Raw genomic sequence first — 16,636 nt, forward strand, 5'->3', positions numbered from 1 at the left:
CCTCCTCTTTCTATGCTTCTATACTCGTTTTTCTCTCTATCTTTTCTACAATATGCCCTTCCTCATTCCACTTCACAGCGCGATAATACGCGCCATGATAAAACGTAAACCAAGCATCTTTTTCAGCACCATACTTCATCCACTTTTGCTTATTTTCAATCGAGGTCATAGGATAATCATCGTATGCCATTACCCATAATACATTTTGATGCGCGTGCGTCGGCAATAGATCTGCTAAGTGTAGCATCGTCTCCCCTTGACTCTCCAAAGTGATAACTGCATGTCCATCACTATGACCACCCGTATGCGCCATCTTGATTTCATCTGTAATTTCTATTTCTTGCTGGAACGTAACAACTTGATCTACAATTGGCTCCCAATTTTCCTTCCAATATGTATTACGTGATCTAATGTTTGGATTCCTCATTTCATTCCATTCTGTTTCACTTACGTAAACTTTCGCATTTGGAAATGCTGGTACAAGGTGATCATCTTCCCATTTTGTTAGACCAGATGCATGATCAAAATGAAGATGTGTCATCAAGACGTAGTCGATATCTTCAGGCTTTAATCCTAATTTTTCTAATGATTCATAAACCGATGATTCTTCTGTTACACCTTGATTTCGTTTCATCTTCTCATTCAACTTACCGTTTCCTATCCCGGAATCAATGAGCATATTTCCGTCTTTCGTTTGCAAAAGTAACGGATCTGTTCGTAAATAAATATGATTTGTGTCATTATGTTTATATTTACGTGACCAAAGTACTTTCGGCACAACACCAAACATTGCTCCTCCATCTAAATGTGTATTCCCGCCTTTTAACCACGTTACTTTTATATCTCCAATTTGTAACTGTTCCATTACACATCCCCCTTTCAATTAATCTTAACATAAAATTCTGATTATTTTAGCTGTAAAAAAACCTATGCATTACTGCATAGGCTCTGTACGATATTTTGCTTCAACTCGGTAAATACGATGACCTTTACTAGAGAATTTCTCTTCGTATTCAGTCATGATGTTACCTTCAAAGTCGCTGTTATGAAGATCTAAGCTTAAGTACGTTAGTAACATACCATACTCAGCCATACTCATAAGAGAATATTCAAATAGACCTTGGTTATCTGTTTTGAAATGAATTTCTCCGCCTTCTACTAATACTTCTTCGTAATTACGTAAAAATGTTTTATACGTTAAACGACGCTTCGTATGACGTTTCTTTGGCCATGGATCTGAGAAGTTTAAATAAACGCGATCAATTTCACCTTTCGCAAAGAAAACTGTTAAATCTTCAGCATCTTTATTAATTAACTTTAAGTTTGGTAATTCTTCTTCAATTAATTTATCAAGTGCATCTACAACAACACTTGTGAATTTTTCAATTCCAATATAATTAATATGTGGATTCGCTTTTGCCATATCATACATGAAGCGGCCACGACCTGTACCTACTTCAATGTGAATTGGTTGTTCGTTTCCAAATACTTCTTTCCAGCTACCAGCGCGCTCCTCTGGGTTTCCGATTACGATATGTGAATATTCATTAATTCGATCCATTGCATACGGTTTATGTCTTAAACGCATAGATGTTTCCCTCTCTTTACATAGCTATTTTAAAGGAATAATTCCTTCTTTCTTTTTTAATCAATCTACCAAACAAAAAACCAAGTACGTACGAGCACTCGGTCCGTTTCTTTCAAGTATAAGATGTACCATTTTGATAAAAACTACATACAGCATTAAACATTCCATGACGAAACAGCTTTTTCTCTTACATTTGAAGAGAAAAACAATCGAAAGGATGATCCGTTCATGCCAATTAATCAACAACATCAATTAGAAGTGCTGAAAGATATTTTAGTCAACCACCAAAGTGATTGTTGCGGGACAGTTTCAGAATGCGAGCAATTAGAGCGCCTCATTCAATCGTTACTCGCAAACGATAATATAAGTAGTGACGCTAAAGCAATGCTAAACGATGTATATTCTTATAGTCAATCGGGTAAATCTTCCTCTAATTTGGACAACCATATTTCCAATAATCAAGAACAACTTACTCAGTGGATTGCTGGAATGGACAATTTTTCTTAAGTATTATTCTGAAGCAAGTAGTTGCTGTAAATATTGATGCCAATATTCAGCTTCTGCTTGCTGCTTTTTTGTTGTGTGCCATTGAATAGACAAAATCGTTTGTGCTATCACATACCATCTCATACGCCTAAGCAGCGATTCATCCATTTCAATATCATAATAACCGAGCCACTCACTCCACTCCTGGCGCGGAATGTACCAATATAATAACATACCGAGGTCTAGAGCTGGGTCAGCAATTACAGCTCCATCCCAATCAATTAAAAACAACTCATCTTCATCCGACAATAGCCAGTTGTTATGGTTTACATCACAATGGCATACAACGAATTCATTGTATTCAATAGCTTTTAATGAATCCATTAAATATTGAAGGCCTTGCTGAATTGTTTCATCATCCCTTATATCTCCTCTTAAAACGAGTTGCAGCTGTTGTAATAACTCTTGTGCGTGAAGCGGCTGCTTCCCAAGTCTTTGAATCATCTGTACAAGCGCTTTAGAGGAGTGTATTTTCTTCAAAAGTTTCGCAACACGTTCTAGTTTCATATCCTCTGGCTCTAGCTTCTGTCCCGGAAGCCATTTTTGAGCAGAAATTACATCACCATTCGTTACCCTTCTTGTCCAAAGTAATTTTGGAACAATTCCTTCTGCTGACAATACCGCTAAAAAGGGCGATGTATTCCGCTTTAAAAATAACTTCTGTTGTCCGTTTTGCGCAATATATGCATCGCCCGTTACTCCACCAGCCGGTACAAGACTCCACTCTTTTCCTAATAATTGTTCCAACCATTCCATATTCATTACCCGTTAACAAATCCTTATCTTTTATAGTTATGAAAAGAAAAACCGCAACATTTCTACATATGTTGTGGATTCATATATTTTACTGTAAATGAAAAGAAAAATTAGCCTAAGCCAAAAATCCTCTATTTTATTTTACAAAACCTGTCATAGAATGACAACTTATCAAAATCGTCACCTTTGTCAATTCTACATTTATTACATTCTCATCGTCAAGTAGCGATTTGTCACATTATCGTCAATATATACGTGCTAATTGGAGCCAGCTTAAGTTCCTTTCCTCTAAATGAAGAAATTGGCTCTATTTTCGCTTCGTTTTCGTTTACTAACACATGCCACGTTGCTTCTTTCGGAAGCTGCACAGTTTTGGCTTCTAAACAGCTATTAAATAAGACGACAATCTCTTTCCACGGCCCAAACGATTCTGCATGCTCTAGATGATATGCAAGTACTTCTGTAGATGTTTGTAAAAAAGTCATATGTTTTTTTATAAGGTCTGCGTTTTGTAATCGGAATGCCCCATGCTCTTTACGAATCGCGATTAAACCTTTTATATAGTTAACGGTCTCTATCTCTTTCTCTTTTTGATCCCAATCTAATTGATTGATCTCATCATTTGCATTATAACTATTTTCATTTCCTTTCTTCGTACGATAAAACTCCTGCCCTGCGTGTAAGAAAGGAATGCCTTGTGAAAGAATAACCATCGCGCTCGCCAACAGGTGACGTTTTTTCAAAATCGCTTCTGATTCTTCATTACTGCGCACTAGTTTATCCCACATCGTCATATTATCATGACATTCTACATAGTTAATGCTTTGCGCCGGCTCTAGAAACAGCCCCGTTTCTTTCATACTTAAAAGACTTCCTGCTGCAATATACTGCAAATGGTTACAGTCTACATGCCCACCAAATGCAAAACCACGCTTATTTATATGAAATGTACTCCCTTTTATCCCATCACGAAATTGATCATTAAACTGCGCGATATGTGGCATTTTCTTCGCATTATTTAACGTTGCTTTTTCTTTGGCAGGAAGCGGTGTTTGTAAATCCCATCCTTCCCCTAATAACAAAGCATCTCGTTTTATGTTTCGCACTTCTTTTTCTATCATATTCATTGTATCAACATCTAAAATTCCCATTAAGTCGAATCGGAATCCATCGACATTGTATTCAGTAAGCCAATATAAAATAGACTCTACAATGAATTTCCTCATCATTTTCCGTTCAGATGCTATATCATTTCCAACTCCCGTCCCATTAGAAGGCATACCATCTTCACCATGACGAAAATAATATCCTGGAACAAGCTTCTCAAATGATGATAGCTCTCTTTCATAAACATGATTATATACAACATCTATAATCACCCTAATACCTTGTTCATGAAATGTTTCGATTAGTTGTTTACACTCAACTATCCTGTTATACGGATCAGAGGGGTTTGTAGCATAAAATCCTGTTGGTGCATTGTAATATAATGGATTATATCCCCAATTATAGGCGGATGAAGGATTCGCCTCATCTACACCACCGAAACAATATAAAGGTAATAGTTCAACATGTGTAACACCTAAATCTTTTATATGAGACAACCCTGTTAACGCCCCGTTCCGTCCTGTTGTTCCATCCTCCATCAATCCTTTATATGTTCCCTTTTGAATTACTCCACTATTTTGATGTATAGTCGCATCACGAATATGCAGTTCATACAATATGGCATCTGTCATTGATTGTAATGTTGGTAATCCCTCTCGTCTTGTTACATTCGTTTTTTCTAAATCGATAACAACACCGTGTTTTCCGTTTACCGTCACCGACTTTGCATAAGGATCCACAGCTTCGTTCCATATTAAATTAATACAAACAAGAAATGTATAGCGTGCTCCGTCTAAATCACCTTGTAATGTTTGAATCCAAACTCCGTTTTCTCCCCTGTACATTTCATGATCGATATATTCTTTATCACTCTTATAAATTCTTACTTTCGCAAGCCTTGCAGTTGGGGCCCATACTTTAAATGTCGTTTCTTCTTTTTGATACACAGCACCTAAATCTGTACCTTCGTAATAATACTTTTCATCGAAAATTGTCGTTCGAATAACAGCACCTATTTGTAAATCAGTTTCTTCATTCCGTTCATCTCGTACTGTATAATACTTCCCCACATCTAGCGGCTCTTCTATAAAGCACTCATACTTCGTTGCATCTGGAAGCGCAATAGTATGAGCAATCGGTAAATCTTTCACATTACTTCCTTCTTGCAAACGAAATGTCCGACTTGTTCCATACGCATGTGGGAGCAAAATTGTAATTTTATTCATTTCATCTAAATAGGCATCAAATGGACGTTTTACTTTCAACATAAAAAAATCACCATCATTCTCAAAGTTAAAATAAAGTGAAACTTTAATGAGCGAGAAAACTTTTCGATCCTCACTTATTATTAGCCTTCACCAATTAGGCGAGATAAAATGAGCTGCAAATGATAAGACTTTTCTTATCAACAAGACTCTATACAGTAACTCCATTCTTCTCTATAGTATATTCACCTGCATAAAAAACGTTTTCAACATTCTATTTTTGTAATTTTATTTCAGCAATCGATTTATACTTCGGGGTTTCTTTCACGTGGGATTCGTATAAAGTAATTGTATCTGCTTGAAATGATATTTCAGGCACTTCTTTTATAAGTTCTAAATCGAACTTTTCTTCTCCTATCCATTTACGAGCAACGGTAATATGCGGGTGATACGGGCGTGTTTCTAGAGAAAATCCATTTTCTTCACAAATGGCATGTATTTGCTTTTGCAACTGAAACAAATCGTGATTTTCACTTACCTTCGCCCAAAAAATACGGGGCTGATCTTCCCTACCAAACGTTGAAAAACCTTGTAACGTGAACGATAGTTCTTTTGTTTCTGCAATTGTTTGTAATCCATTCTTTATTCCCTCTAACTGTTCCTCCGTTGCACTCCCTAAAAATGAAAGGGTAATATGATAGTCTTCTTTATGTACCCATGAACGAAATTGCAATTCCTCTTGCATGTCCTCTTTATAGTTAGACAGCATTTCTTTTATATGATTCGGTAACGTAATTGCGACAAAATAATGCAGTTCCATGTACATCTTCTCCTTCTTTCTATTGTTGCTTTTCTTTCTTATCTCATTCAGGTAAAAAGAAGCCGCTCTCCAAAATAGAGAGCGGACATTATTTATATATCCATTACTTCGCTAATTCATGAATTGCTTGCGCGTAAATTGCTGTTGCTTTTAATAAGTCTTCAATTTCGATATACTCATCTTTTTGATGCGCAAGTTCTTCTTTTCCAGGGAACAGCGGGCCAAATGCCACACCAGCTTTTAATGAACGAGCATAAGTACCGCCGCCGATTGCTAATAGTTCTGGTTTTTCACCCGTTTGTTCTTCATACACACGTTGTAACGTACGGATTAATACGTGATTTTTATCGACGTGATGTGGGCGAGAATTAGAATAGTCAGCCACTTCAAAACCATGCGTACCAACATATTCTTTCAACTTCACAATTGTTTCTTCAAAGTTAGTTGTAACTGGGTAACGTACGTTTAGCCCTAAGTTACCACCGTTTTCTTTCGTATAAGAAATGCGACCGACATTCACTGTTAACGGACCGCTAATTTCATCTTTATAAGCAATAGTAGCTTTTTCACCAAAAATATCACCAGTAAATGTTTCTGTTGAAAATGTCACAAATGCAGTTGCTTTTCCATCAAGTGAAACTGTAGTTAAGAAGTTTGCTAATAATAAACCTGCATTTTCTCCTTTTTCAGGAGTAGATCCGTGCGCTGAAATTCCTTCTATTTGCAACTTCACTGTATTTCCTTCTATAGTCGATTTCCCTATTTTTTTAGCAGTTTGTAAATACTCTTCATATGCTACTGTAAGTGCATTTACATCTTCTCCTGTAATAACCGCTTCTGCAAAATCAGGGACCATATTTAAACGGCGCCCTGAATCAAATGAAACAAGTTCATATGTACCTTTTTTCTCTTCACTACCATTTTGCACAACTTGTATATCAGAAATTCCTTTTTCTGCATTAATAATTGGAAAGTCTGCATCTGGTGCAAAACCAATCGTTGGCATTTCTTCATTTTTAAAGTAGTGATCTACACATTTCCAATTGCTTTCCTCATCTGTTCCTATAATCATACGAACACGTTTTGAAAGAGGTAAGTCTAATTCTTTCACAATTTTCATCGCATAATATGCTGCCATCGTTGGACCTTTATCGTCAATTGCACCACGCGCAAAAATCTTTCCGTCGCGAATATCTGCACTATATGCAGGAGTTGTCCAGCCATCTCCTTCTGGTACAACGTCAACGTGACAAAGAATACCTACTAACTCTTCTCCTTGTCCCATTTCAAGATGACCTGCATATCCTTCTAAATTTTTAGAAGTAAAACCTTCATTTTCTCCTTTATGTAACATGAAAGATAAAGCTTTTTCTACACCTTCACCGAATGGTGCGCCCTCTTTCGCTGACTCTTCTTCCCATACACTTTTAATTTGTAAAAATTGTTGTGTATCACGAATTAAATCATCTTTTCGTTTTGCAACTTCTTCTGTCCAATTAATTGCTGACATCACGCATCCATCCTTCACTATATTGTTTCTTTCATCATAACAAACCGAAATCTCTTATGCCATACACGAAAATCAAATACCGAACAATTGTAATATTTCAGATATTTCTCATTAGTTTTTCTTTTATTTTTCTAAAAAAATTTGCAGGAATTTGGCGTTTTACGTAGAATTTTATGTGTTAGTTGACTGACCATATATACAATGTCAACTACCAATATTTTTCTATATGAATATTTGTTAAATTTCTGTAAAATTTAAGTAGATTAAAGCATGAATTTTATCATGTAGAGTACAATGGTAGTAACGACCTTCTTTCCTGAATGGGGTCAAAAAAACTAGTAGAGGAGTGGTTTTCTCTTGAAACCTACAACTACTCGTATGCTAACACGCATTAAATCAATTTATATGTACATCAATGAAAACGGAACGGTAACGACGAAAGACCTTGTAGATGAGTTCGGGATCACACCGCGAACGATACAACGTGATCTAAATGTGTTGCAGTTTAATGAACTCGTGTATAGCCCTTGCCGCGGTAAGTGGACAACAACAGGAAAGAAAGTGAGAATGACCTCATAACGAAAAATAATTGTATGGTAAATAAATACATACCCCTTTCTAATAATTAGAAAGGGGTCTTTTCTGCGCCTATAAAGGTACTACTTTTCAGTATCTACTTGATATGTTTTTAACATTTCTACTTCTTCATCTGTTAGCTCTCGGTATTGTCCAAGTTCTAGTTCCTCATCTAATACTAACGGACCCATCTCTGTTCTCTTTAGGTAGACTACTTTTTTCCCTACCGCTTCAAACATACGCTTCACTTGATGGAATTTCCCTTCCGTAATCACAAGCTCAATTTCAGAAATATCATCGCTTTTCAATATTGTAAGTGCACCTGGCTTTGTTTCATAGCCATCGTCTAAAATAACACCTTTAGCAAACTCTTTTACATCCTCTTCTGTTACTACTCCTGCAACGTGTGCATAATATTTTTTCGGCACATGCTTTTTCGGAGATAATAATTGATGCGATAACTTCCCATCATTTGTTATCAATAAGAAACCTTCCGTATCGATATCAAGTCGTCCAACTGGGAACGGATCAAAGATAGCATCTTCTAATTCTAATAAATCTATTACTGTTTCATGATTATCATCTTCCGTCGCTGAAATAACACCTTGTGGTTTATGCATCATTAAGTAAACAAACTCTTTGTATTCCACAACTTCACCGTGAATCATAACTTCTTGCTCTTCTACATTTACATGAACTTTCGCATCTTTTACTGGCGTTCCATCAATTTTCACAACGCCATCTTTCAATAATTTCTTTACTTCTTTTCTACTTCCATATCCCATATTCGCTAATAATTTATCTAATCTCACGTTTTTCACCTTCTTTATTTATCATAGAAAAGGGGACGTAATTACGCCCCTCTTGATTTCAACTTTATTTTAAATCTACTACCAAGTTTACGTTGAATTTTATCTAATGCTTCTCCGCCAAATACTCTTTCAAGTACTCCTGTACGAATTGCTAACAATCCATAAACAAAACCGCCAATACCTGCACAAATCGCAACTGTTATAAGAGCACCAATACGGCCATCAGGCGAAATCATGAAGGATAGAATCCATTGTGATAGTTTTACAGTAACGACCATTATAAGTGTCAGTACTGCAATTTGGAATGTTCTTTTATATACAACACCGAATGAATAGTGTGCGTATTTTTTAATTTGTTGATTTGTGTACCAAACAGAAGCTAAGAAACCAACTGCTGTCGCTAGAATTGCTCCTACTGTACCGAAATAACGAATAAAGATTACGTTACATACAAATTTCAAAATAACGCCCATTATAAGCGCAATAATCGCATGCTTCTGCTGGTTAATACCTTGCAGGATTGCCGCTGTTACTGTAAATAAAGCGAATAACAACGCAACTGGTGCATACCACATTAATACTTGTCCACCTAGTGGATCTGAATCGTAAAACGCAGTATAAATTGGATATGCCAGTGAAGAAATACCGACAACTGCTGGCAATGTTAAAAACATATTCGCCTGGAATGTTTGTGTAATTTGTAATTTCAAATAGCGGTATTGTTTTTCAGTAAATGATTTTGTAATTGCTGGTACAAGCGTTAAACTAAACGCTGTCGCAAGTGATACAGGAATCATAATTAACTTATGCGTCCACATTGTGAAAATACCGAGGGCTCGCTCTGCGATATCACCTTGACCAATCGCCTGCATAATTGAGTTAAATGTCAATGTATCAATTTGTTGATATAAAGGAATTGTTAACCCAATTACAACGTAAGGAATCGCATATGCAAATAATTCTTTAAACAATTGAACGGTGCTTACTGTTGATTCTGGTACAGTTTGTTCAATTAAATATTGATCCAAATATTTTTTACGTTTTAACCAGTACCAAATTAACACTCCGAGTGCTCCAACCGCTGAAACGAACGCAGCAAATGTCGCTACTCCAACTGCTGTTGCAACTGTACCGCCAAGTACTTTAATAACGATAAAACTACCTGCTAATAAAAAGACGATACGAATAATTTGTTCAATAATTTGTGAAACGGTAGTTGGTCCCATAGACTGGTGACCTTGGAAATAACCACGAATTAAACTCGCTGCTGGTACAACAATAAGTGCGAAACTTACAAGACGAATGATCGTCGTAACTTCTCCTACATTATTGTGTATACTTTGTTTACCAAGCATCGCTTCTGCAAACAATGGCGCCGTCATGTACAGTACTAGGAACGAAAGAACTCCTGTTACTATCATCATAACCATTCCCGAGCGGAACATTCTCCGGCTCGTTTTATAATCGCCAAGCGCATTATATTTGGAAACAAATTTTGAAACAGCAAGTGGCACACCTGCCGTTGCGATACTTAAAAAGATCGTATATGGAATGTATCCATATGTATAGAGCGTTCCGCCTTCTGTTCCTACTAATGCATGAAACGGAAAGACGTAAATCATGCCTAAGAACTTTACTAAAAATGTCCCTAGCGTAACAATAAGCGTTCCGCGCAGAAATTTCGAATCGGACATACAAAAATCCTCCTACATCTACATAAAGTGAAACTATAATTAGTTGGAGACTTCTCTCCTACTCCTTATTAGTTGAACCATTCGAGCATTTACAGGCTAACAAACTCCCTATTTACTTCTCCTAAATCTTGAGGTTTTAGTCTTATCACCTACAAATGGCAGGATAGTACTGAACTCTAACTTTTGTATTGTACCACAATTCTCTCATTAAGCAGTACTTCACTCTATTTTTCTTTTAAGGGAAAACATGCTATTCTTTTAGGCAGGAAATGTAGAAAATGAGGTCGATATATTATGCATTATGATGTTATTGTCATCGGCGGCGGTCCTTCTGGGCTAATGGCTGCAATCGGTGCTGCAGAAGAAGGCGCAAGCGTCTTACTTCTTGATAAAGGAAATAAACTAGGGCGTAAACTTGCAATTTCAGGTGGCGGCCGTTGTAACGTAACGAACCGTCTACCACTTGATGAGATCGTTAAACATATACCAGGAAATGGCCGCTTCTTATACAGCGCTTTTTCTATTTTCAATAATGAAGATATTATTACATTCTTCGAAAATCTCGGTGTAAAACTGAAAGAAGAAGATCATGGTCGCATGTTCCCTGTATCAAATAAAGCACAATCGGTAGTAGACGCACTTTTAACACGATTAAAAGACTTAGGTGTAAAAATCCGTACGAATACACCCGTTGAAACGATTGAATATGAGAATGGTCAAACGAAAGCAGTTGTACTACAAACTGGCGAAGTGTTAGAAACAAATCACGTCGTTATCGCTGTTGGTGGAAAATCTGTTCCTCAAACTGGATCTACTGGAGACGGATATGCTTGGGCTAAAAAAGCCGGGCATACAATTACAGAATTATTCCCAACAGAAGTACCAATCCTTTCAAACGAACCATTTATTCGTGATCGCTCCTTACAAGGTCTAGCTTTACGCGATGTAAACTTAAGCGTATTAAACCCAAAAGGAAAAACTATTATTTCTCACAAAATGGACATGCTCTTCACTCATTTCGGCCTATCTGGTCCTGCTGCACTTCGCTGTAGTCAATTCGTCGTGAAAGCACTGAAAAAGTTCAAAACAAATACCATTCAAATGAGTATCGATGCATTGCCAGACGAAAATAGTGAACAACTATTCCAACGCATGCTGAAACAAATGAAAGAAGATCCGAAAAAAGGAATTAAAAACGTGTTAAAAGGTTATGTACCTGAGCGTTACTTCCTATTCTTATTAGAAAAAAATGAAATTGATGGCAGCGAACAAGCTGGACAAGTTTCTCACGAAAAGATTCGTGCACTTGTGAAAGACTTTAAAGAATTTACTGTGAATGTAAATGGTACGCAGTCAATTGAAAAAGCATTCGTGACTGGCGGCGGTGTATCCGTTAAAGAAATTAATCCGAAAGAAATGTCTTCTAAATTCACGAACGGCTTATATTTCTGTGGGGAAGTTCTTGATATTCACGGTTATACTGGTGGCTATAATATTACATCTGCTCTTGTTACTGGTAGAATTGCCGGAACAACAGCTGGAGAAAACGCGAAAATGCAATATTAAACCGAGAAACAGGGATTCCTGTTTCTTTTTTTAAGTACATGAAATTATATCGGCGATTCTGTAAATATATCAGCGATTCTACTACTTATATAGGCGATTTTTCAAATATATCAGCGATTCTGCTACTTATATCAGCGATTTTTCAAATATATCGACTTACCGACAAAAAACGACAAACATCCCCTCCCCTTAACTTCCCATTGCTTTTTTGTTGCTTTATATACCTTAGTACCTTTATATTTTATATTGTTGAATATTTGAAAAAGGGTAAGGGGAAAACGTATGAGAAAAAAAGTCATGATGTCTTTAATGCTAATGACGTTTCTTTCTGCAGTAGAAGGAACGATTGTTAGTACAGCAATCCCTCGTATAACGAGTGATTTGTCAGGCGTCGAACTTGTTAGTTGGGTATATGCAATTTATATGCTTGCAACAGCTGTTTCGACTCCAATATACGGAAAGCTTGCTGATTTGTTTGGCCGTAAAAAAGTTTTACTTATCGGAGCTACAATCTTTTTAGTCGGTTCTGCACTTTGCGGAGTCGTTACATCGATGGAACAATTAATTTTCTTCCGCGCTCTTCAAGGTATCGGTGCTGGTGCTGTTATGCCGATTACAATGACAATTATTGGAGACTTATATAGCGAAGCGAAAGACCGCGCGAAAGCACAGGGCTGGATGAGTGCCGTTTGGGGTGTATCTGGTGTTATCGGACCGTTAGTAGGTGGATTTTTAGTTGACTCCCTATCTTGGCGTTATATTTTCTTCTTAAACGTTCCATTCGGCATTATCGCTTGCTTAATGATTGCCATTTACTACAAAGAATCTATTAAGCCCGCTAAACACCATATCGACTATCTTGGTGCAACAGTCTTCTCATTAAGTACGATCGCTCTACTATACGCATTATTAACAGGTAGCAGTAAGCAAAACTGGGGAGACATAACAATTATCGGCCTATTAATCTTCGCCGTCGTTTCATTCATTATTTTCTTATTCATAGAGAAAAAATCTCCGGAACCATTAATTCCGCTAGCACTTTTCTCTAACCGTACATTATCTACAATAAACATATTAACGCTTATTGCTGGCGCAATGATTATTAGTATTACAATGTACCTTCCAATTTGGAGCCAAGGTGTATTAGGAAAAAATGCAACGGAAGCCGGACTTATTTTAATGCCAATTCCTGTTATGTGGACATTTGGTGCTATCTTCTCTGGTAACTTAGTAGGCAAATTAAAAACGAAACAAATCATTTTACTTGGAGCTAGCATTTTATCAGTCGCTACGTTCTTATTATTTACATTATCAACACATTCACCATCGTTCCTTATTTATGTAGCAGTCGGATTATTTGGCTTAGGAATGGGGCTTGTGACACCAATTTACATGGTAACAATTCAAGCAGCTGTACCAGCTCATACACGCGGAACAGCCGTTGGTTTAAACACATTTATTAACACATTTAGTCAAACGTTAGGTGCTGCAATCTTTGGAACAATCTTCAATACGATGATTCACGCACGTGGCATTAAAAACCTTGATCTTGTATCTGGCGGACACGGCGGGGCTACAGCAAGTGTAGCAACTGAATCACAATCCGCATTAGCAGCAAGTGTACACGTCATTTATATGAGCACTTTCGTATTAGCAGTATGTACATTAATTATCGCTTGGCTTTTATTAAAGCCCGCTACACAAACAAATGAGCAATAATAAAGAGGATGACCATTTCGGTCATCCTCTTTTTACTCTTCATTCTCCACAATATGTTTCAGCATGGATAATTTATTATCCCAAAAACGTTCATAATACGAGAGCCACTGTTGTAATTCTTCTAATGGTTCTGGATGCAAACGATATATCTTCTCTCTTCCGCTCTTTCTTCCGCTTACTAAATTCGCTTCTGAAAGAATATGAAGGTGTTTTACAACCGCAGTACGACTCATAGGAAAGTGATCCGTTATTTTGGAAATCGGTAACTCTTTATCACTTAATAACCGTATTACTTCTCGGCGGGTTGGGTCAGCAATTGCTTGAAATACATCATATTTTGCTGCTGATGAGGACACTTAGCCTTCGACAACCTTTTTCAGTTTTTCATTTACAATCGCTACCCAGCCGCCGCTCATTCTATCGCGAATAATAGAGCTCTTCGCATTCGCTTTCGGAAGAATTTCATCAGGATGTTTCCAGCCGCCGTGAATTAATGTAAATTCTGTTTTATTATCTCCTAGGTCTTTCAAATTAAATGAAACAACCCAGCCATCTGTATCCCATGAGAAAGATAGGTGGTTTGGCTCATCAATTTCTAGCACTTTACATGGTGATGGCCCAAATGGTGATTGCACATGAAATTCATGTCCTACCTTTAATTCGAAATCATTTGGCATAAACCATGATGCAATCCCCTCTGCAGTCGATACTACATTCCATACTTTTTGAATAGACGCGTTAAAAACGATCGTTTGTTTAATATCAGTTAATGTATTTTGTTGTTCCATTTTCATTCTCCTTTATTCAGCACTCAAATATAACACCTTTTGGTTTCATTTAGATAATATAACACCTTTTAGTTTCATGTCAACGCTAATTCTTTTTTACTGTTGAGAAATTCTCAACATTTTTTCAACAGGACAAACACCCTCTGCACATTTCCTCATAATATACTCACAAAGGCAACAAAAAATAAAAACTTCTCTCAACATGAAACTCCATCATTCATCTTGAAAGAAGCGCCTTACGTATATCATGCGTATTTCGTCTCTCCTCCTTCCCTCAGGGACACTACGCGGGATATGAAAAATCAGAAGGAATATGCCCACCATTTGAGTAGGTAGTTATTTCTCTTCTCCTCAACATTTCCTTAGGAGCGAAATGACTACCGACTCACTTTTTTCAAACAAAATAAAAAGGGGTTGAACGCTATGTTCTATTGCATTAACTGCTCTGATATTCACCATGAAAAACATCCGAATGATAAAGTATTCAAAAATGGTTTTTATATTGATCCATTTTTAGGTGATCGTTATCACCTTGGTATGTGTAAAGATGCCCAAAATCATGAGACAGGGGAGCCTCTTTTAACGACAAAGAAATTAGGCACAACCCAATCTATTATGAACGTATTACCGACACATGTTGTCCCAACATAAAGCATAAAAAAGAGCTGGCTCATCCAGCTCTTTTTTATGCTTTATAAACGATCATTGCTGAAAAACAATAAATTTGGTTTTCGTCATCGTTAATAGAAACACCGACTTGGTACTTAATATCTACAAAGTTGCTATCATCAATCTTTTTCAAAAACACATTCACAGCGTCTTCTAAGTCTTTTTCGTGACTTTCATCAAACACTTTCACACGAATCATGTTAACACCATCCTAGATCGCAGCCCTCCGCCGCTTGATTATTGCCACGGTGCGTATCTATGATGCGATAAAACTTTCCATTCTCATATATATATCCGTCTTCTAACACATATTTTTTATCTTCAGTATAGACATAAAACTTACCTATCATAAATTTACTCGTATATAATTCCAAATAATTTGGTCTAAATTTAGCTACAACTTTATTTGTAATATCAATTTTTATTGTGCGCCCCACCTTCTCTCCCTCCTTTGCAAAGAACGGATTTAGGTATATTGTATTAGCGCTTTTACATTTTATGCTTAAAAATAAGTGGATATGCCTTCTTTCTCACCTGTACTATTTTTCTAAAAAAATCACTATAAAGTGAAACTTTAATCAGTGGGGGGGTTTTGTTCATCCCCCACTGATTATCAGCCCTCACCAATCGGGCTGCCCGTTAATGCGGGATAAATAAGATCTAAAAAAAAGCGCTTTACATTATTGACTCGAATATAAATATTATGTTATTATATAAAATTTGACATTTTTACATACGTATGCTATCATTAAAAGTGGTTACCACATATGGAGGTGGATGATTTGTTTCAAATTGGTGATAAAATCGTTTATCCAATGCACGGTGCAGGAATCATCGAAGCAATTGAAGAGAAAGAAATATTAGGTACTTCACGTCAATATTGTGTGATACGCATCATTAGTAAAGATATGCAAGTAATGCTTCCGATGGATCAATTAAAAAAATCAGGTATTCGTTATATCGTTGATCGAGGTACGTTAGATGATATACTTCTTGAATTTCAAAACGGGGAGTCAGACCCATCACTCTCATGGAAACAAAGATATACAATGAATATGGAAAAAATGAAAAACGGCAATCTGCTAGATAGTGCAGAAGTTGTTCGTGATTTACTTCGCCGCAATAAAGAGAGAACTTTAAATGCGAGCGAAAAACAAATGCTAGATAACGCCCGAAAAATGATGATTAGTGAAGTTGCACTCGTACAAAATGTTTCTGAACATCAAGCAACAGAATATCTTCAAGATACAATTAATCACTAAATTTAAAATAGCTGGCCG

Annotated in this window: 18 protein-coding genes; 6 read left to right on the forward strand and 12 right to left on the reverse strand. The window is 36.7% G+C overall.

Annotation, left to right across the window (positions count from 1 at the left end):
* Positions 1-10: 10 nt before the first annotated feature.
* Entirely contained in the window at positions 11-865 is an 855-nt protein-coding gene (locus MR143_RS21560) for a YtnP family quorum-quenching lactonase (protein ID WP_000436851.1), read from the reverse strand.
* Between the two features lie 69 nt (positions 866-934).
* Positions 935-1,588 (reverse strand): tRNA (guanosine(46)-N7)-methyltransferase TrmB, encoded by a 654-nt coding sequence (gene trmB / locus MR143_RS21565; RefSeq protein ID WP_001239385.1) that lies wholly within the window; start codon positions 1,586-1,588, stop codon positions 935-937.
* Positions 1,589-1,816: 228 nt separating this feature from the next.
* Here trmB and MR143_RS21570 point away from each other — a divergent pair, with 228 nt between their 5' ends.
* On the forward strand, positions 1,817-2,095 hold the full coding sequence (locus MR143_RS21570; RefSeq protein ID WP_001122234.1) for a YtzH-like family protein: 279 nt from the start codon (positions 1,817-1,819) through the stop codon (positions 2,093-2,095).
* A gap of 3 nt (positions 2,096-2,098) precedes the next feature.
* Here the strand turns inward: MR143_RS21570 and MR143_RS21575 are convergent, their stop codons facing one another.
* The 4 genes from MR143_RS21575 to pepV form a co-directional block, all read right to left on the reverse strand.
* On the reverse strand, positions 2,099-2,896 hold the full coding sequence (locus MR143_RS21575) for a phosphotransferase family protein (protein WP_001986674.1): 798 nt from the start codon (positions 2,894-2,896) through the stop codon (positions 2,099-2,101).
* 227 nt (positions 2,897-3,123) lie between these two features.
* Positions 3,124-5,265, reverse strand: coding sequence for a type I pullulanase (gene pulA / locus MR143_RS21580; RefSeq protein WP_000921760.1), 2,142 nt, complete (start codon positions 5,263-5,265; stop codon positions 3,124-3,126).
* Between the two features lie 211 nt (positions 5,266-5,476).
* Positions 5,477-6,022 (reverse strand): RNA 2',3'-cyclic phosphodiesterase, encoded by a 546-nt coding sequence (thpR, locus tag MR143_RS21585; protein WP_000418982.1) that lies wholly within the window; start codon positions 6,020-6,022, stop codon positions 5,477-5,479.
* 103 nt (positions 6,023-6,125) lie between these two features.
* The gene (gene pepV, locus MR143_RS21590; protein WP_061884681.1) at positions 6,126-7,532 is read right to left on the reverse strand and encodes a dipeptidase PepV; all 1,407 of its coding nucleotides are present in this window, start codon (positions 7,530-7,532) and stop codon (positions 6,126-6,128) included.
* Between the two features lie 357 nt (positions 7,533-7,889).
* Between pepV and MR143_RS21595 the strand changes: the two genes are divergently transcribed.
* The gene (locus MR143_RS21595; protein ID WP_000805512.1) at positions 7,890-8,111 is read left to right on the forward strand and encodes a DeoR family transcriptional regulator; all 222 of its coding nucleotides are present in this window, start codon (positions 7,890-7,892) and stop codon (positions 8,109-8,111) included.
* An 80-nt stretch (positions 8,112-8,191) separates the two neighbouring features.
* Here the strand turns inward: MR143_RS21595 and MR143_RS21600 are convergent, their stop codons facing one another.
* Complete coding sequence (locus tag MR143_RS21600) at positions 8,192-8,920, reverse strand: pseudouridine synthase (RefSeq protein WP_001234947.1); 729 nt, start codon at positions 8,918-8,920, stop codon at positions 8,192-8,194.
* A gap of 41 nt (positions 8,921-8,961) precedes the next feature.
* Positions 8,962-10,614, reverse strand: a complete 1,653-nt coding sequence (locus MR143_RS21605) for a putative polysaccharide biosynthesis protein (RefSeq protein ID WP_001284031.1) — start codon at positions 10,612-10,614, stop codon at positions 8,962-8,964.
* A gap of 294 nt (positions 10,615-10,908) precedes the next feature.
* Here MR143_RS21605 and MR143_RS21610 point away from each other — a divergent pair, with 294 nt between their 5' ends.
* A complete protein-coding gene (locus MR143_RS21610) occupies positions 10,909-12,180 on the forward strand; it encodes a BaiN/RdsA family NAD(P)/FAD-dependent oxidoreductase (RefSeq protein ID WP_000558890.1) in 1,272 nt (423 codons plus the stop codon).
* Between the two features lie 282 nt (positions 12,181-12,462).
* On the forward strand, positions 12,463-13,899 hold the full coding sequence (locus MR143_RS21615) for an MDR family MFS transporter (RefSeq protein WP_001228010.1): 1,437 nt from the start codon (positions 12,463-12,465) through the stop codon (positions 13,897-13,899).
* Positions 13,900-13,931: 32 nt separating this feature from the next.
* Here the strand turns inward: MR143_RS21615 and MR143_RS21620 are convergent, their stop codons facing one another.
* Positions 13,932-14,255 carry an ArsR/SmtB family transcription factor gene (locus MR143_RS21620; protein WP_000098837.1) on the reverse strand — a complete coding sequence of 108 codons (324 nt, stop codon included), beginning with the start codon at positions 14,253-14,255 and terminating at the stop codon, positions 13,932-13,934.
* Positions 14,256-14,687, reverse strand: coding sequence for an SRPBCC family protein (locus tag MR143_RS21625; RefSeq protein ID WP_000437773.1), 432 nt, complete (start codon positions 14,685-14,687; stop codon positions 14,256-14,258).
* 423 nt (positions 14,688-15,110) lie between these two features.
* On the opposite strand from MR143_RS21625, the gene MR143_RS21630 reads away from it, so the two are divergent.
* Positions 15,111-15,338: a DUF3973 domain-containing protein gene (locus MR143_RS21630; protein ID WP_000498989.1), complete on the forward strand. Its 228-nt coding sequence runs from the start codon at positions 15,111-15,113 to the stop codon at positions 15,336-15,338.
* A gap of 34 nt (positions 15,339-15,372) precedes the next feature.
* On the opposite strand, the gene MR143_RS21635 is transcribed toward MR143_RS21630, so the two are convergent.
* Together MR143_RS21635 and MR143_RS21640 are read right to left on the reverse strand one after the other, a co-directional pair.
* The gene (locus tag MR143_RS21635; RefSeq protein ID WP_000621751.1) at positions 15,373-15,555 is read right to left on the reverse strand and encodes a sporulation protein Cse60; all 183 of its coding nucleotides are present in this window, start codon (positions 15,553-15,555) and stop codon (positions 15,373-15,375) included.
* A gap of 1 nt (position 15,556) precedes the next feature.
* The gene (locus tag MR143_RS21640) at positions 15,557-15,793 is read right to left on the reverse strand and encodes a DUF2553 family protein (RefSeq protein WP_000533804.1); all 237 of its coding nucleotides are present in this window, start codon (positions 15,791-15,793) and stop codon (positions 15,557-15,559) included.
* 330 nt (positions 15,794-16,123) lie between these two features.
* Here MR143_RS21640 and MR143_RS21645 point away from each other — a divergent pair, with 330 nt between their 5' ends.
* Complete coding sequence (locus tag MR143_RS21645; protein WP_000451441.1) at positions 16,124-16,618, forward strand: CarD family transcriptional regulator; 495 nt, start codon at positions 16,124-16,126, stop codon at positions 16,616-16,618.
* The last annotated feature ends 18 nt before the right edge of the window (positions 16,619-16,636 follow it).

The sequence above is a fragment of the Bacillus cereus group sp. BfR-BA-01347 genome, from assembly GCF_022663835.1.
GTDB classification, from domain to species: Bacteria; Bacillota; Bacilli; order Bacillales; family Bacillaceae_G; genus Bacillus_A; species Bacillus_A thuringiensis_K.

Coding starts and splice junctions, on each gene's coding strand:
- MR143_RS21560 (WP_000436851.1), bottom strand. CDS start 865: ATGGAACAGTTACAAATTGGAGATATAAAAGTAACGTGGTTAAAAGGC.
- trmB (WP_001239385.1), bottom strand. CDS start 1,588: ATGCGTTTAAGACATAAACCGTATGCAATGGATCGAATTAATGAATAT.
- MR143_RS21570 (WP_001122234.1), top strand. CDS start 1,817: ATGCCAATTAATCAACAACATCAATTAGAAGTGCTGAAAGATATTTTA.
- MR143_RS21575 (WP_001986674.1), bottom strand. CDS start 2,896: ATGAATATGGAATGGTTGGAACAATTATTAGGAAAAGAGTGGAGTCTT.
- pulA (WP_000921760.1), bottom strand. CDS start 5,265: ATGTTGAAAGTAAAACGTCCATTTGATGCCTATTTAGATGAAATGAAT.
- thpR (WP_000418982.1), bottom strand. CDS start 6,022: ATGGAACTGCATTATTTTGTCGCAATTACGTTACCGAATCATATAAAA.
- pepV (WP_061884681.1), bottom strand. CDS start 7,532: ATGTCAGCAATTAATTGGACAGAAGAAGTTGCAAAACGAAAAGATGAT.
- MR143_RS21605 (WP_001284031.1), bottom strand. CDS start 10,614: ATGTCCGATTCGAAATTTCTGCGCGGAACGCTTATTGTTACGCTAGGG.
- MR143_RS21610 (WP_000558890.1), top strand. CDS start 10,909: ATGCATTATGATGTTATTGTCATCGGCGGCGGTCCTTCTGGGCTAATG.
- MR143_RS21615 (WP_001228010.1), top strand. CDS start 12,463: ATGAGAAAAAAAGTCATGATGTCTTTAATGCTAATGACGTTTCTTTCT.
- MR143_RS21625 (WP_000437773.1), bottom strand. CDS start 14,687: ATGGAACAACAAAATACATTAACTGATATTAAACAAACGATCGTTTTT.
- MR143_RS21630 (WP_000498989.1), top strand. CDS start 15,111: ATGTTCTATTGCATTAACTGCTCTGATATTCACCATGAAAAACATCCG.
- MR143_RS21635 (WP_000621751.1), bottom strand. CDS start 15,555: ATGATTCGTGTGAAAGTGTTTGATGAAAGTCACGAAAAAGACTTAGAA.
- MR143_RS21645 (WP_000451441.1), top strand. CDS start 16,124: ATGGAGGTGGATGATTTGTTTCAAATTGGTGATAAAATCGTTTATCCA.